Genomic DNA, 16839 nt, shown 5'->3' on the forward strand with positions numbered 1-16839 from the left:
GGATGTCCGCCGCGGTGATCGTGCCCGCGGTCAGGTAGGCCAGAGAGACGGTTCCACCGGATGCGCTGCCATTGGAATCGTAGTAAAGGATGCGCGTCGATGTGTTGAAGACGAAGCGGTCGTCGGCGTCCGCCGCGGTGTTGAGCGCGAAACGGCCGGGATCGAGCGCGCCTTCGGCAAGGCCGCCGAAAGCCGCGCCCACCACCTCGATCCGATCAGTCCCGGACTGGAAGTCGGTGATGGTGTCCCACCCATCCGTCGAGCCTTCGTAGCGGAAGGAGTCTGCGCCGACACCACCGGCCAGCGTATCGTTCCCCAGCCCGCCGACCAGCGTGTCGTTCCCAAGCTGACCCGTCAGCGTGTCGTTGCTTGTCGTACCCGCGACCCATAGCGGCGATGCCGCGTTGGCGAAGGTTCGGCTCTCGAGCTGGGGGCTGCCGGTGACGGTGCTTTGCCACGTCACGGTGAATCCACCGTCTGGTCGGCTCACCACCGCCGGAAGGGTCTGATCGCCGGCCATGACCTCCGCGACCAGGAACTCCCCACCGGACACCTGGGGCGTGGTTGCACCGGCGGCGACGGTGAAACGCTGCCCGTAGATGCCGCTTCCCGATCCATCCTGGTTCAGAGAGTCCCACACCGCCACAAAGCCGCCATCCTCGAGCGCGGCGATGCGGACGTTGTTCTGGTCCGACGCGGTTGCCGTGTTGATCTGGAACTCGGTGCCGATCATCGAACCATTGGAGGAGATGCGTTGCCCGTAGGTGCCCCAACCGCTGCCGTCCTGGCTCATCGAATTCCACACGACGACATAGGTCTGGTCGGTCAGCGCCACGATGTCCGAGCGGAACTGGTCACCGACGGTCGTCGTGTTGACCTGGACCTCGCCCCCGACGGCCGCACCGGTCGCGATGTCGAAACGCCGGACCATGATGCCGCCGTGCCCGCTACCGTCCTGCCCACGGGACGTCCAGGTGGCGAGGAATTCCGTGTCGGAGATCTGGACCGCCGTTGGGCGGCTCTGGTCCCAACTGGTGTATGCGTTCAACACGAACTCACCGGTGGCCGCATGCCCCGCGGCGTCATAGACGCGGCCGAGACTTGCCCAGCTGCCGTCACCATCCTGCGCCAGACCGCTCCACCCGACAACGAATCCTCCGTTGCCGAGCCCGGTGATCGAATGGACCACCTGATCGGACGGGATGGTCTGATTGACGCCGAACTCCGTGCCGACAGCCTGCCCCGCACGGTCGAAACGCTGGGCCATGACGTTCCGGGAGCTGCCGTCCGAACTGTTCCAGGCGATCACGAAACCACCGTCCTCCAGCGCGCCGACGACCGGGCTGGCCTGCACGTTAGACGTGACCGTGTTGACGCGGATCTCGCCACCGACCGGACGGCCGGACGCGTCGTATCGGCGCGCGTAGATGTCGGGATCGCTGGCGGACGGTCCGGTGACGTGCCAGGTGACGACGTAGCCGCCATCGGCAAGCCGCACCATAGACGGGGTACCGCCACCCACCGCGCTGTTGACCTGGATTTCGCGGCTGGCGACCGGCGTCCCGGACAGGCCGGTGGTGGCCAGCGACGTCACCGTCACGCTTTCCCAATCGCTCCACCGGACGCCGTCGAAACCACTGACCAGGATCGTATCGACCGTCCCGGCGCTGCCGGCGGCGAAACCCACATCACCCAGATGTTCCGCCAGAATCTCGACCGTATGGAGTGCGGGCATCCCCGCGCCGTTGACCGTCAAATAGCCGCTCGACGCGCTGCTGGTCTGGTCGCTGAACCGGTAACGGCTCAGTGTCCCGAGCCCCGCACGCACCTCGTCGCTTCCCTGCGGATGCCCGACCGCGAACAGGGTGCTGGCGGACACCACGTTGACCGGGGTGCCCGTGCCGGAGTTGGCGGCAAGCGACACATCATTGGCAACCACGACCGGGGCGAGATCATGGTCCCGCGTGAAGCTCCGGCTGTAGATGCCGGGGCTGCCGGTATGGCTGCTGTGCCAGGACACGGTGAAGGAGCCATTCTCACCGGCGGCGACCTGTGGTGCCGATTGATTTCCCTGCAGGGATTCGGCCACCACGAATTCCTCGCCGACCCGTCCCATGGCCGCGTCGAACCGCTGGGCGAAGACGCCGAATCCGCTGCCGTCCTGCCCTTCACCTTCCCAGACAGCCACGAATCCGCCGTCATCGAGCGCCGCGAGGCTGACCTCGTACTGGCTGAGGTACTGGTTGTTGTTGATGCTGAAATCACTGCCGACCGGAATTCCGTCGGCGTCGAGATGCCGCCCGAAGACCCCCCAGCTGCTGCCATCCTGGCCCAGGGAGCGCCATGCGACCACATAGGTGCCGTCATCGAGCTGGATCGCCCTTGGACGGTACTGGTCGCTGATGCCATAGGCATTGATCTGGGGAAGCTCATCGGTGGTGGCGATTCCGGTGGTCGAACTGAACCGCCGGGCCATGATCCCGCCGAATCCGTCGCCGTCCTGCCCCCGCGACGACCAGACGGCCATGATCTCGGAGGGGGAGGCCTCGACCAGGACCGGCATCGACTGATCCCACGACACGGTCTGGTTCAAGAGCGTCTCGCCCGTGCGAGCCGTGCCGTCCGCGTTGAAGATCCGGCCGATCGCGGCCCAGCTGCCGTCGCCGTCCTGCCCCATGGACGCCCAGGAGACGGCGAAGCCGCCATCGGACAGGCCAAGGATCGAATAGGGCACCTGGCTGTTCGGGGTGGTGGTGTTGACCTGGAACTGGCCGCCGGCCGCCTGTCCCGCGGCGTCGTAACGCTGCGCGAAGACACCGGTGCTGTCACCCTCCGGCCCGCTCCAGGCAACCACGAAACCGCCATCTGCCAGAGTCGTCACCACGGCGTTGTACTGGTTTCCGGTCGTCGTGGTGTTGACCAGGATGCTGCTGGCCAGGGCTTGACCATCGGTGTTGTAACGCTTGGCATAGATATCCCAGTCGCCGTTGCCGGTCTGTCCACCCCAGACGACCACGTAGCCGCCGTCGCTGAATCGCGCGATTGCGGAGTGGCTGCCGATGGCCGTATCGCTGACCGCCTGCTCGGCGCTGGCGACGAGCGTTGTCGACGAGGTTGCCGGCGGCTGCGCGCCCACAGTCACCGTCACGGTTCCCGTCGCCGTGGCCCCTTCCGGGTCGGCCACCGTGTACTGGAAGCTGGCGGTTCCGGTGAAACCGGATTCCGGCACGAACACAAGGTCGCCGTTCTTATCGAGCCGGACGATGCCGTTCGCCACGCTGCCGAAGGACACGAACGAGACGGACGAACCGTCGATGTCGTGATCGTTGGCCAGCAGCTACGCGCGCGGGATGGTCAGGGGTGTCGCGTAGCCGGTGGTGAACGCGTCGTTGCCCACGGTGGGCGCGTCGTTCAGACCGTTGACGGTGATCTCCATCGTGCGACCGACGGAGGCTGCGCCGTCCGTGATGGAGTAGGCGAAGGAGATCGTTTCGCTCTCGCCGACCGCGAGGTCCGTGAACTGCCCCGGATCGAGCGTGAAGGCGTTGCCGCTTTGGGTGATGGACACGGCGCGCCCGCCGGTCTGGGCGACGGCGGAAACCGACAGCGTGTCGCTCGCATCGGGATCCGTCACCCCGCCCAGCAGATCAAGGTGCAGAGGGATGGAATCCTCGGTGGTGACAACGGTGAGCGGACTTGCGACAACCGGCGCGTCGTTGACGCCGGCAACCGTCACGGTGAGCGTGCGGGCGACGGAGGCGGTGCCGTCGGTGACTTGAAACGCAAAATCCAGAACCGCGGATTCGCCGGCGGCCAGATAATTGAACTGCGAGGGATTCAACAACAGGCCCCCGCTGATCAGCGCGGTCGAGGCGGACGGGCCGCCGGTCTGCTTCAGACCCGTCACCGACAACGCGTCGCCTTCGAAGTCCCAGACACCCTGCAGCAAATCCACCAGCAGCGGCAACGCGTCCTCGTTCGTCGACGCGCCGATGCCACCCGGGACGACCGGCGCGTTGTTGCTGTCGAGATGGACGAGCATGTCGGCGAATTGGGCATACTCGATGCCGGTCAACGTGTCGGTGCCCTCACCGGTCGCCGCAGGCGCGGCGATGGTCCAACCGGAGCTGGTGCGCGTCGCCACATAGTCGCGCGCGGAGCCCAGATAGAGGGCGGTGTCGGTCCCGCTGCCGCCGATCAGGGTGTCGTTGCCGCCACGGCCAAGCAGCGTGTCGTTGCCACCGCCGCCGTCGATCCGGTTCCCGGCACCGTCTCCATACAGGATATCGGCGCCGGAACCGCCGGTCAGGTTCTCCACACCGATCACGATGTCTCCGGCCGCATCGCCCGCCGTGCCCGTCCCGGCCGCCAAGTCCACCGTCACCGGCACCCCGGTGGTGGCATAGCTGGCGGTGTCGCTCCCGGCTCCGCCGTTGAGAACATCGGCTCCCGCGCCGCCGATCAGCGTGTCGTCGCCGTCACCGCCGATCAGGCTGTCGTCGCCGGCGTTGCCGGTCAGCACGTTCGCCCCGGCGTCGCCGGTCAACGTGTCGGCGCCGTTGCCGCCGGTCAGGTTCTCGATGCTGATCAGAACATCGCCCGCCGCGTCTCCGCCGGCCGCTGTGCCGGCACCGAGATCGACGGCGACGCCCGACAGGGACGACGCGTAGCTGGCCGTGTCGTTGCCGAGCCCGCCGTCCAGCCGGTCCGCTCCACCCCGACCCTCCAGCACGTCGTTGCCGTCGAGGCCGCTCAACGTGTCGTCGCCGGACTGGCCGGTCAACGTGTTCGCCGACTCGTTGCCGGTGCCGGCGAAATTGCCGGACCCGGTGAAGAACAGGCGCTCGAGATTGGCGGCCAGCGTGTAGGACGCCAGCGCCGTGCGCACCTCGTCCGACCCCTCTCCGGACGCCTCGATCACCACGTCGCCCAGGCTGTCGACGATGTAGGTGTCGTTGCCCGCTCCGCCGATCAGCGTGTCGTCGCCGAGACCGCCGTCGAGCGTGTTGTTTCCGGTGTTGCCGACGATCAGGTTATCCGCAGCGTTGCCGGTGCCGTTGATCGACGCCGACCCGAGCAGGTACAGCCGCTCCAGATTGGCGCCCAGCGTCCAGGAGATCGTGCTGTGGACGCTGTCCGTGCCCTCGCCGCCGGCCTCCACCACCAGGTCGGCCGCGTTGTCCACGATGTAGGTGTCATCGCCCAGCCCGCCGACGAGCACGTCGGCGCCGCTCCCGCCGTCCAGGGTGTCGTTGCCGCCGAGTCCGACCAGAACGTTGGCAGCCGAGTTTCCGGTGATGACGTTGTCGGCGCCGTTGCCGGTGCCCGTCACGGCGCTCCCGGTCAGGACGAGATTTTCGAAATTCGCCTGAAGCGTCCAGGACAGCGCGCTGCGAACGGTGTCAGTCCCCTCGTCGGACAGTTCGACGAGAACGTCGGCCGTGGAGTCGACGATGTAGGTATCGTCGCCGATACTGCCGACCAAGGTGTCGTTTCCGACACCGCCGTCGAGCGTATCGTCACCGCCCAGACCCGCCAGACTGTCCGATCCGACACCACCGACAATCACGTTGTCGAGTGCGTTGCCCGTGCCGCTGAAACTTCCGCTGCCAACGAATGTCAGCCCTTCGACTCCATCCGTCGCGGTGTGGATTGCCAGAATGGTGCGGATCTCGTCCCACCCCTCGGCCACGTTCTCGACCACAAGGTCGAGCGGGTTGAAGATCACGTAAACATCGTTGTCGGAACCGCCCACCAGCGTATCGCCGACCGTGGCCGATGCGTCGCCGCCGACGAGTGTATCGTTCCCTTCAAGGCCGAGCAGCAGGTCGGCGTCCACACCGCCGACGAGAATATCGCCGTATGACGTTCCCTCTATCGTGCTCATCATTCGCTCCGCAACAAAAATAGAAAGATAATTACTATCATAGTTGGTTTACTAATGCGCACTTAATTCATTGATATAACTATCATAGCGTGCTTTTCTATATACTGAAGCAATCCATTCGATCATGAACGATCTGCTCGATGTTGCGGAGCGGCTTCAAGAGGTTGGTGCGGGGCTCCGCTCACTCGCGGAACCGTGGGCTGACACCACCTCGCCGGCCGGCCGCATGGTCCTGACCGTGTTCGCCGGCATTGCCGAGTTCGAGCGCACCCTGATCGCCGAGCGAACCGGAACGGGCCGCGTGGCGGCCAGGGCGCGCGGCGTGCGTTTTGGCCGGCCGCCGAAGCTGACGACCGAACAGATCGCTCTCGCCCGGCGTCTGGTCGATGAAGGGCGGTCTCCCCGCGAGGCGGCCCGAATTCTCAATGTCCCCGCGTCGACGTTGTACCGGGCATTTCAGACCCAGCCCCACGAGGAGCCCGCCCGCGGTTCCTGATCGGCCTATGTCGGTTTTCTGTTCCGCTGCTACTCGGACCTCACCATCCGCACCGCCTTCGCCCAGGAGGCCGCCGCGGCCGCCCACGAGCAATGGCGCCGCGTCGCCGACGTCCTGCGTCAGGCGCGCCGCGCCATGGCCGCGCGCGGTGTCGCGCCCCGGGCGAAGCGCGCCGCCACCCGCGACGAGGCCCTCGGCCCGATGCTCGACGCGCTGCCCGACGACGCCCGCGGTGTGCGCGACCGCGCCATCCTCGCCGTCGCCTTCGCCAGCGGCGGCCGCCGGCGCTCCGAGCTCGTGGCGCTGCGCCTCACCGACGTCACCCCGGCCGGACGCGACTACACGCTGCGCGTCCGCCGCTCGAAGACCGACCAGGAGGGCGAGGGGACGGACGTGCCGGTCAAGCGCGCAGCCGCCGACGCGCTGCGCCGCTGGCTGCGGCTGCTCGCCGAGCAGGGGATCACCGAGGGCCCGCTGTTCCGCGAGCTGTCGCGGCGGGGCCGGGTGGTGCGGCGCCGCGGGCCCGACGGCGGCGCCAAGCCCCTCGACGGGCGGGTGGTGGCCGAGGCGGTGAAGCGCGCCGCCGCGGCCGCCGGCCTCGACCCCACCGCCTACGCCGCCCACTCGCTGCGCTCGGGCTTCCTGACCACCGGCGGGCGCGAGGGCATCCCGCTCGACCTGCTGATGCAGCTCTCCGGGCACAAGAGCCACCGCGTCGCCGCCCGCTACTTCCAGGCCGGCGCCGTCCACCAGAACCCCGCCGCCGACCTGCTCTGACGCGCCGTGCGGGAGGGCCAGCTCCGCCGCACGAACCGGAGCGCGTCTTCGATGCGCGTACACGCCAGCTCTCCGCCGGCGTGGTCGCTCGGCGCGCTGGGACACGCGCACCGCGGACGTCGGGGCCCAAGATGAACTGCGTGACGGCAGCCGAGCGCGAGGAACACCGAGGCTCGACGGACACGTCAGCTTCGCACGGGCCCGCCTCCATTTTGCCAGGCCAGCAGCTTTGCCCGACCGGCGGCGCTCAGATCGACGCGGTTGCCGAGGACGTATGCGGCACCGTCCCGTCGAGGAGACCATGCAGAACCTCTGGGTGGTTCGGGGAGCTATGCGGGGCGAGGGGCTGTAGCTTCGGGAACGCCCCCCGCGAAACGGACTTCACCATGCCTCGCCGGTCAGCCGCCAACGACACCACAGCGCCCACCACGGCGAACCCCGCCTGATCACCCAGGGGTTCTACATGGTCTCCTTTGAGAGCGGGGTCGCTGGGCTTCAATGTCTTTCAATCGTGCTTGCGTGCAAACACGATATCATTTATACACGTCAGCTAACATGCATATATGCGTGCATGGCGGAAAAGCACGGGAGCACACATGCACATCATCGTGCTTGCCAGCGCCAAGGGCGGCGTCGGCAAAACCACGCTGGCCGCGCATCTGGCGGTCGCGGCGGAGGTGGCGGGCGATGGGCCCGCAGTGCTGATCGACGCCGACCCGCAGGCGTCGCTGGCCGAATGGTGGAATGTGCGGGCAGCCGAGACGCCGGCCTTCGCCTCCACCACCCTGGCCTCGCTGGCCGGCGATCTGGAGAGGCTCGCCGCGGCCGGCGTGAAGCTGGCGGTGATCGACACGCCGCCGTCGGCGACCGAGCATATCCGCGAGGTGGTGGCGCTTGGCTCCTTCGTCCTGATCCCGGTGAAGCCGAGCCCACATGACCTGCGCGCCGTCGGCCGCACGGTGGAGCTGGTGGAGGCTGGTGGCCGCCCCTTCGGCTTCGTAGTCACTATGGCCAAGACGAACGCGAAGCTGACCACTCAGGCGATCGCCGCCCTGTCCGAACACGGGGTGGTCGCCCCCGCCATCATCGTGGACCGGGTGGACTATGCGGCCAGCATGACTGACGGCCGCACCGTGCAGGAACTGGCCCCCAAAGGGCCGGCAGCGAAGGAGGCCGCCGCCCTGTGGGATTTCGTGAAAGCACGTTTGCACGGAAACACGAAAGCCCGTAAGCGGGTAAAGACGATTTTAGACTGAGCTGCATTGCGTGCATATCCGCATGCACGGCATCTAGCAACCACGCGAACACGCCAGCACGAAAGGTGACCCATGGCCAAGCAACCCCCGGCCGCTCCCCTGTCCGCCGGCCTCATGGCCAGGAAGGGCACCGCTTCCGCCACCGCCGGCGTGCCGCCCCGCGCCGAGGCTGACGCACCGGCCGCACCGGCGCCAGCCAAGGCCACCGAGAAGTCGGACCGCACCGAACCGCTGAACTTCCGCGTCTCGCCCGAGTTTCGCCGGCGCTTCCGGGTCTACGCCGCCGCCAACGACATGAGCCTGTCCGAGCTGCTGGAGAAGGCGTTCGACGCCCTTGAGAAGCGGGAAGGGTAGGACCGCGAGTCGGGGCCGGTTTGGAACTTCCCGACACCCGGCACCAGGCCGATGCGCGTCGTTTGCCCACAGCCGCGGTTTGGAACTTCCCGACACATCTTTGGGACTTCCCGACGCGACTCGTACTTATCCCCTGGAACTTCCCGACACATACAAATAAGAGGATCAAATATCCTTCGAATAGCTTGTGTCGGTAAGTTCCAAATGGACAAAGCCGCGGCCGGTTGCTTCACTCGACACACCCTGATGAAAGGACGAGCGGGATGGCTGCCATCCATCACTTGGTCCGCGCACACGGCCGGCTAGACGCGCGGCTCATGGTCGAAGCCGACCGAGCACCAATCGTGGACGTAGCCGCCCGCATCCTAGAAGAGGAAAGCCAGGGGATCGGCATCACCTATTCGGGCTTCTGTCTGACCGCCTTGCCGCACCGCCGACTGCCAGACGAGCAGCACTGGAGCCGGTCCAGCGTCAACGGTCGCGTCTCGCTGCTGGTCGAGCCCGGTCGGGTGCGCCGCCGCCACGTCGCGGCGGGAGAGGACGAGTACGAACTAGTCGGCGTGCCCTACGGTCCCAAAGCCCGCCTGATCCTGCTCTACCTCCAGACCCGCGCCATCGCCGAGAACAGCCCGGAGGTCGAGCTGGGGCGCAGCATGAACGCCTGGCTGGAGCGCATGGGCATCTCCGCCGGCGGCCGCACCTACACCGAGGTGCGCAGCCAGGCAGAGCGGATTTCGCGCTGCCGGCTCACCTTCTTCTGGGAAGGCACGGACGGCAGCGACGGGTTCGAGAACACCACCATCGTTGCCAGCGGCATCCGCTTCCGCGACGATGACCGGCAGGGCACGCTGTGGCGCGAGACCGTGCGCCTGTCTGAACCTTTCTTCCGGGCGCTGCGCGAGCACCCAGTGCCGGTGTGGGAGCCGGCCGTCCGCGAGCTGGCCGGTCGCAGCATGGCGTTCGATCTCTACGTCTGGATGGCCTACCGACTGCATGTGCTGATGCAGCCGGTGCGGATATCCTGGCCGGCCCTGTTCGCCCAGTTCGGCGGCGGCTACAAGGCGCTGAGGCAGTTCAAGCCGGAGTTCCGCCGCGCCCTGGATTTCGCCCTGGCGGTCTATCCGGAGGCCGACGTCACCCTGACCGAGGACGGCGTCACCCTCCACCCCAGCCGTCCGCCCATCCCGGAACGGGAAGCGGCCCGGCTGGGGTGTCGGTAAGTTCCAAACCCTATCGCCGGACGCCCTATTGCAGCGTCCACCCGCACATTTGGGCGCCGGCCTCTTGTGGGCCTCGCTCTGTCCCGCTGTGTGAGAACTGCGGTTCAGTCGCGTTGACGGCGTTGAGGAAGCGACTGAACTCCTGGTGCCGGTGACGGGCCGCGCACGGTGGCACCCAGCACGTTGAGCGCAACGAACAGGGTGGTCGTCCCGGGAGGCGTGTTGTCGTGGGTCTGCGTCGCGGACTCGCCCTGCGTCATCGGTAGCCCCGGCTGGGTGCTGCTCCAGGGCCTGGATCTGCGATCGCTCGTCCACCGCCACATCGCCGCCGCCCGTCCCCCTCTTATGTGTGATAAAAGCCCCTTATCAGAGTTAGAAGGAGCATCAGCTTATGCACGAACTGCCGCGCTTGATTCCTGATGTGGAGACCGTGCTAGCCCTTGAGCCGGAGGAACTGGCAGCGAAAATCCTTTTGCTCCTACGTCAACGCGTCGAACACGACAAGCGCGGGCTCCACCATTGTGGCAACCTTCAAGAAGAGCCGTTTGCATTTGGCAATGACGGATCATCACGCTATCCCGCCAGCCACCGGGACCAATTTCACTTGGCTTTCGCTGAAGCGTGGTCCTGGTTGGAGGCACAGGGCCTGCTCGTCCCAGCCTCGGGCATCAACGGATCGAATGGATTCCGCGTGCTCAGCCGGCGAGCCCACAAGTTCGAAGATGAGGCGGATTTCGGCCGTTACGCCGCCGCGCGCCGGTTGCCGCGGGAGAGCTTGCATACGGCCATCGCCGCTACGGTCTGGTCGGCTTCCCCTTTGTTCAGTTCGGCGGTTGCCTGTCGGCGAAGCACCGGGTCGTCCAACCAGTCGAGGGTGAACAGCGACCGTTCAATGCGCCCCACCTCCCGCAATGCCAAGGCCAACCCGTTCTGGCGCGGGTAGGAGCCGAGCCGCTTCAGCATGAGGGACGCGGACACCGTTCCGGTCCGGATCGAGGTGGCCAACCGCAGCAGGTCGTCCCAATGCGCCCGGATCAGCTCCTCGTCGATCCGCCCAGCGATGAACGGCTCCAGGTTCGGCCAGGATGCGGCAGGTCCGAAAGCGTAGAGACGCCGATCATGCAGGTTGGGGATCCGCGGCGCGAACCGGAAGCCCAGGAAATGGCAGAGGGCGAATACGTGGTCGGAGACGCCACCGCCGTCGACATGGTGGACGGCGACCTTGACGTCGGCACCGTGGTAGAGCAGGCCGTCGATCATGTGCGCCGCCTCGCTCTCCGCGACGGAGATGACCTTGCTGTGGTAGGGCGCGTACCGGTCGGAGACGTGCGTGTAGAAGGAAATGGCCGGACCCGCGCCCTTGTGCGGGTTCACCGCACCGCTCACCTCGCCCCGTCCGCCGAGGGGGAAATGCTGGCCGTCGGAGCTGGACGCCGTCCCGCGGCCGAAGAAGGCGGCCAAGGGCTGGGCCTGCTGTGCCGCGACGATCCGAGCCAGCGCCCGCCCGTAGGCGTCGTCGCCGATGTGCCATCCGGCGGCCCACGCGAGTTGCTTGTAGCTGGCGATGGCGCATGCCTCGGCCATGCGGGTCAGGCCGAGATTGGTGGCGTCGGCCAGCACCGCGGTCAGGATCACACGGCGGTCGTCGGCCGGCTGGCCGGTCCGGAGATGGGTGAAGCACGCGGTGGCGCCGGTCCACCCCGCGACCTCGTCCAGGAGGTCGGTGATCCGAATCCGAGGCAGAAGCGCGTAAATCCGGTCGGCCAGCCGATCCGCCTCCTCCGGGGTTGCCGCTTCGTGGGGCGTGATCTTCAGCACGCCGCCATTGAGACGCACGTCGGTCAACCGATCCCCGCCGGCCTTGAGGTCGATGTCCCGCAGCCGGGCGTCGAGCGCGGCCCGCCGATCCTGAAGATACCCCGCGGCCTCCAACGGCGTCGCCACGGGCAGCGGCCCGGCCGCCCGCATTGCGGTGAACAGCGCCTTGGAGATCAGCTGATCCTCGACGGCACGGTACTGCCGGCTGCCCACCACCCAGACGTCGCCAGCCCGCAGACGATCCCGAAGCTCCGTGAACAGGCACAGCTCGTAGGTAGGGCCGTCAACCGCGCCGTCCCGCAGAACCGCGGCGCGCCACCCGCGTCGGATGAAAGCGGTCGACATGTCCTTGGGCAGTTCTCGGCGGGGGCCGCCGTAGAAGGCGCGCATCGCCGTGAGCGCCCGGAGCAGACCCGACACGGCACCGACCCCCTGGAACTCGAAGGCGTCCAGGAACAGCGGCCCCACCCGTCGCAGGAGCGCATGGTTCGCCGCGGCGAGCGCCAGGTAGTCGGGACCGTCGTTCCGGGTCAGGCTCTTGGTTTCGGTGACGATGTCGGCGAGACGGTCCCACGGGATCACCGCGCCCACGGCAGCGAAGGCGTCGGCGCCGGACGCGTGGGCCGCGATGAGCGCATCGCCGATCTTTGCCAACAGCCGTAGCTTGTCGTTGATGGCACGGGCGTTGTTGTGGAGTTCGAGAGCCGCGCGCCGTTCGGCCCGGCGGAACAGCCGCCCGATCAGGCGGTCGAACAGGCCGATTGCCTCGTCGGTGAGGCGGGTGATGGTGTCGTTCACCGTCACCGCGAGGATGGCGCGGCGCCGCGCGGGGGCCAGCGCCCTCAGATGCTGCGCGGTCAACCGGCTCCCCTCCCGGACGAACCGGCTTACCCGCTCGGCATGGACCCCGTCGGCGACACCCGGCGGGATCCCGATCCTCCGGAGATGTCGGATCTGGTCGATCATGCGGGCCAGCGACCGATGGCCCGGCGCGCCGGGCGACTGCCGCGCCCAGACCAGGGAACTGACCGTGGTCCCCGGATGGATTTCCAGCAGGGCGTCCAGCGCGGTGCGCTGTTCCGGCGTCAGCGCGGCGTTCACTCCCGCCGCCGCGTGGCGTTCCGCTTGCAGAAGGGCGGTGGCCACCAGCCGCTCGATGACGGTCGGTCCGGGCGCCGCCACGCCCCGGCGCCGCAACTCGCCCATCAGCGCCTCGGCGACCGTCACGCCGCTGACCGTCGTCATCGCGATGGGGGCCAGCCACGCCGACAGTTCCCGATGGTCGGGCTGGGCGAAGGTTCGCAAACCGTAGGCGTCGCGCAAAGCGTCAAGGTGATCGTAACGGGTCGGCGCGCGATCCGCGTAGCCGGCCAGACCCTCGGGGTCGAGGTCCAGCTGGTCCGCCACGAACGCGACGACCTCCAGCGGGATCACCTCGCCCGGCCGGATCAGTCGGCCGGGATACCGCAGGGCACAGAGCTGAAGCGCGAAGCCAAGCCGGTTGTGAGGGCGCCGACGACGGGCCACGATCGCGAGGTCGTCGGGACCGAGCGTGTAGTGACGGATCAGGTCGACATCGGCGGTGGGCAGGGCGAGCAGGGCGTCGAGTTGGGATTCGCAGAGGGCGCGGCGGCGCGGCATGGAGGAAGCTGTCCCAGTTGGAGTATAGTCTGTTTTGGATGGTGGCGAGCCTAGCCGGGACGCGGGTTTGCCGGCCATCGATCCGGGAAGGTTCAAATGGGACAGCGCGCCGCGCTCTATTGCCGGGTGTCCACCGCCGACCAGTCCTGTGCGCGCCAGGAGCGCGACCTCCTCGCCTTCGCCGCTCGTGCCGGGTACGAAGTGGCGGGCATCTTCAAGGAGACCGGGTCCGGGGTGAAGCTCGACCGCATCGAACGCCGCAAGGTCATGGCCCTCGCCCAGGCCCGGCACATCGACGTCGTCCTGGTGACGGAACTGTCGCGCTGGGGCCGCGGCACCCTCGACCTGCTGGAAACCTTGCGCGAGTTGGAAGCTCGGCGGGTGTCGGTGATCGCGCTGAGCGGCATGACCTTCGACTTGGCGAGCGCCGCCGGCCGTATGATGGCCACCGTGCTCGCCGGCATAGCCGAGTTCGAACGTGACCTGCTGCGCGAACGGGTCCGATCCGGCCTCGCCGCCGCCAAGGCCCGTGGTAAGAAACTCGGCCGGCAGCCCGGACAACGGCCAAAGTCGGACCGGCTGGCGCCCAAAGTTCTGGTGTTGGTGGACGAGGGCCGCAGCTACCGCCTGATCGGACGGGAGCTGGGCCTCAGCAAGAACACCGTCGCCGCAATCGTGAAACGCGCACGGAACGGAGTTGCGGCCTGAACGCAGGCGGCGATGTCGGCGCGGGACGCTTGCGGCATGTGGCATTGCGCACCGAGATCCGTCACCCCCGTCTCAGCGGAACAGCAGGACCGGAGCTTTGACGGAGCGGATCATCGCGGTGGTCGTGCTGCCGATGATCAGGCTGCGGATTCGGGAATGACCATAGGCACCCATGATCAGAAGCCCGGCGGGATTGTGATCCATCGCCTGTGCGATAACCTCTTCCGGCGGCTTGGCCTCCACCCTGGCCTCCACGGCAAAACCGGCGCCGCGCAGGCGCTCCATTGCCTGGTCAAGCCGGTCGCGGGCGGCCGGTGCTGGCGTTCCGGCCATCAGCAACTGGCCGGGAAGGTCGCGCAGCAACGGCCCTCCGGCAATCTCCTCCACCGCCTTGATGGCGCTGGGACCGCCGTCGAAGGCGATCAGGAATCGCGTCACCGGCTGGAAAGCACGAGAGGCAACCAGCACCGGCCGGCTGGTCGCGCGGACCACCCGCTCCAGGTTCGAACCCAGATGCAGCGTGGCGAAGTCGGCCGCCTCGCCGCGCTTGCCGATCACGATCAGGGCGGCTTTGCCTCCCAGATCCTGAACGGCCTCCAGCACGTCGCCGTTGCGCAGCCGGGGCGCCACATGGGCAACGCCGGCCTGTTCCAGGCGCACCTTGGCACTGTCCAGAACCAGCCGGCCGCGCTGGTGCTCCAGCTTCGCCTTCCGCGCATCCAGTTCCGCCAGTTCGGCAAGCAGCCGATCCTGTGCATCGGCATCGAGGCTGCCGGTGAAGTCGGAGGGCGCGGCGGGCTCCTCCCGGTGGCCCAGGGCATGGACCAGCTCCGCCGGAAGGCTCAGCCGCTTGGCGGCCCAGGCGGCATGGTCACAAACGCTCGGCGTGTAGGCTGAGCCGTCCACCAGTGTCAGCAGACATGTCATTGCGCATCCTCCCTCAATGGGCCGGCAGGCGTTCCATGGCGCCCGGCTTGTCGTGAATCGCCAGCTTGTCCACGATGGTTTCGCTGGCGTGGTTCAGGCCGATGATCTCGACCTCGGCCCCTTCCCGGCGGAACTTCAGCACCACCATGTCGAGCGCGGAGACGCTGGAGATGTCCCAGATGTGGGCACGGCTAACGTCGATGGTGACCGTCTCCAGCGCCTCCCGGAAGTCGAAGGCGGCGGTGAAGCTCTCGGCCGAGGCAAAGAACAGCTGGCCCTCGACGGTGTAGGTGCGTGCGGTGCCGTCATCCGACAGGGAGGAGGTGACGCGGAACAGTTGGGCCACCTTGCCGGCGAAGAACAGGCCGGACAGCAGGACGCCGATCAGGACGCCGATGGCGAGATTGTGCGTCGCCACCACCCCGACGACGGTTGCCATCATGACGATGCTGGAACTGAGCGGGTGCGTCCGCAGGTTCTTCAGCGAAACCCAGCTGAAGGTGCCGATCGACACCATGATCATGATGGCCACCAGCGCCGGCATGGGAATGAGGCGCACCCAGTCACCCAGCACGACGATCAGGAACAGCAGGAAGACGCCGGCGCAGAAGGTGGAGAGCCGCCCCCGGCCGCCCGACTTCACATTAATCACCGACTGGCCGATCATCGCGCAGCCGGCCATGCCGCCGATGAAGCCGGTCGCGACGTTGGCGATGCCCTGTCCGATGCACTCGCGGTTCTTGTCGCTGCCGGTATCGGTCAGATCATCGACGATGGCCGCCGTCATCAGAGATTCAAGCAACCCGACCACCGCGATCCCGGCGGAATAGGGCAGGACGATCCACAGCGTCTCGAGGATCAGCGGCACCTGGGGCAGCAAGAAGACCGGCAGGGTAGAGGGCAACTCGCCCATGTCACCCACGGTGCGCACATCGAGGCCGAACGTGACCGACAGCGCGGTCAACACCAGGATGCACACCAGCGGCGACGGGACCGCGCGCGTCACCCGTGGCACCAGATAAATGATGGCGAGGCCGCCGGCGACCATTGCGTAGGTGAGCCAGATGACGCCGGTGAGTTCCGGCAGCTGAGCCAGGAAGATCAGGATGGCCAAGGCGTTGACGAAGCCGGTCATGACCGATTTCGACACGAAGCGCATGAGGACGCCCAGCCGCAACAGGCCGCAGCCGATCTGTAGCACGCCGGCCAGCACGGTCGCGGCCAGCAGGTATTGCAGGCCATGCTCCTTCACCAGCGTGATCATCAGGACCGCAGTGGCCGCGGTCGCGGCGGAGATCATTCCCGGTCGGCCACCGACGATCGCGATGATCACGGCGATGGAGAAGGAGGCGTACAGCCCGACTTTGGGATCGACCCCCGCGATGATGGAAAAAGCGATGGCCTCCGGAATGAGGGCCAGGGCGACGACCAGTCCGGCAAGCACGTCACCGCGCACGTTGCCGAACCACTCCGTACGGAGTCGTTGCAAATTGAATGTCATGAAGCTCGCAGAAAGGGAGGAGCGCGGCGGCTCCAAAGAAGCCAGCCGGCATCACGGCAGGATGTGTGAGGGCGCAACGCCCGCCACATGACGATCGTCCCCAGGCGACCCAGCGGGGTCGGAGGACACTAAAGCGGATCGGTCAAGGCGGCGTATTGCGGTGCAGCATGCACTTTCCCTACCAGATCACGCTGATCGGGACAACCAGGGACATGAAAGGCTGTCGCTAGCATGTGAAGTGTCCGGGTTTTGTA

Annotated in this window: 10 protein-coding genes and 2 pseudogenes; 6 read left to right on the plus strand and 6 right to left on the minus strand. The window is 67.3% G+C overall.

Going from position 1 to position 16839, the window contains the following annotated elements; all coding sequences use genetic code 11:
• The coding region (locus HL658_RS35995) for an Ig-like domain-containing protein (protein WP_211109937.1) at positions 1 to 3292 on the minus strand (3292 nt) is incomplete at its 3' end.
• Positions 3293 to 3337: 45 nt separating this feature from the next.
• Positions 3338 to 5887 carry a beta strand repeat-containing protein gene (locus HL658_RS37925; protein WP_180286921.1) on the minus strand — a complete coding sequence of 850 codons (2550 nt, stop codon included), beginning with the start codon at positions 5885 to 5887 and terminating at the stop codon, positions 3338 to 3340.
• A gap of 124 nt (positions 5888 to 6011) precedes the next feature.
• Between HL658_RS37925 and HL658_RS36010 the strand changes: the two genes are divergently transcribed.
• The 5 genes from HL658_RS36010 (at position 6012) to HL658_RS36030 (ending at position 9990) form a co-directional block, all read left to right on the plus strand.
• Positions 6012 to 6383 (plus strand): recombinase family protein, encoded by a 372-nt coding sequence (locus tag HL658_RS36010; RefSeq protein WP_180286920.1) that lies wholly within the window; start codon positions 6012 to 6014, stop codon positions 6381 to 6383.
• Between the two features lie 135 nt (positions 6384 to 6518).
• On the plus strand, positions 6519 to 7160 hold the full coding sequence (locus HL658_RS36015) for a tyrosine-type recombinase/integrase (RefSeq protein WP_180286919.1): 642 nt from the start codon (positions 6519 to 6521) through the stop codon (positions 7158 to 7160).
• A gap of 596 nt (positions 7161 to 7756) precedes the next feature.
• Positions 7757 to 8416 (plus strand): ParA family protein, encoded by a 660-nt coding sequence (locus tag HL658_RS36020; protein ID WP_180286918.1) that lies wholly within the window; start codon positions 7757 to 7759, stop codon positions 8414 to 8416.
• Positions 8417 to 8488: 72 nt separating this feature from the next.
• On the plus strand, positions 8489 to 8770 hold the full coding sequence (locus HL658_RS36025; protein WP_180286917.1) for a ribbon-helix-helix protein: 282 nt from the start codon (positions 8489 to 8491) through the stop codon (positions 8768 to 8770).
• A 344-nt stretch (positions 8771 to 9114) separates the two neighbouring features.
• A complete protein-coding gene (locus HL658_RS36030; RefSeq protein WP_343055440.1) occupies positions 9115 to 9990 on the plus strand; it encodes a replication protein RepA in 876 nt (291 codons plus the stop codon).
• A gap of 100 nt (positions 9991 to 10090) precedes the next feature.
• Here the strand turns inward: HL658_RS36030 and HL658_RS37575 are convergent.
• Positions 10091 to 10311, minus strand: a pseudogene (locus tag HL658_RS37575) (IS630 family transposase); the annotation flags it as partial.
• A 456-nt stretch (positions 10312 to 10767) separates the two neighbouring features.
• Positions 10768 to 13449 (minus strand): annotated as a pseudogene (locus tag HL658_RS36035) (Tn3 family transposase); the annotation flags it as partial.
• Between the two features lie 96 nt (positions 13450 to 13545).
• Between HL658_RS36035 and HL658_RS36040 the strand changes: the two are divergent.
• Entirely contained in the window at positions 13546 to 14157 is a 612-nt protein-coding gene (locus HL658_RS36040) for a recombinase family protein (protein ID WP_180286915.1), read from the plus strand.
• Positions 14158 to 14229: 72 nt separating this feature from the next.
• On the opposite strand, the gene HL658_RS36045 is transcribed toward HL658_RS36040, so the two are convergent.
• On the minus strand, positions 14230 to 15084 hold the full coding sequence (locus HL658_RS36045) for a universal stress protein (RefSeq protein WP_180286914.1): 855 nt from the start codon (positions 15082 to 15084) through the stop codon (positions 14230 to 14232).
• Positions 15085 to 15097: 13 nt separating this feature from the next.
• The gene (locus HL658_RS36050; RefSeq protein WP_180286913.1) at positions 15098 to 16585 is read right to left on the minus strand and encodes a SulP family inorganic anion transporter; all 1488 of its coding nucleotides are present in this window, start codon (positions 16583 to 16585) and stop codon (positions 15098 to 15100) included.
• Between the last annotated feature and the right edge of the window lie 254 nt (positions 16586 to 16839).

It is taken from the genome of Azospirillum oleiclasticum (assembly GCF_013423485.1).
GTDB lineage: Bacteria > Pseudomonadota > Alphaproteobacteria > Azospirillales > Azospirillaceae > Azospirillum > Azospirillum oleiclasticum.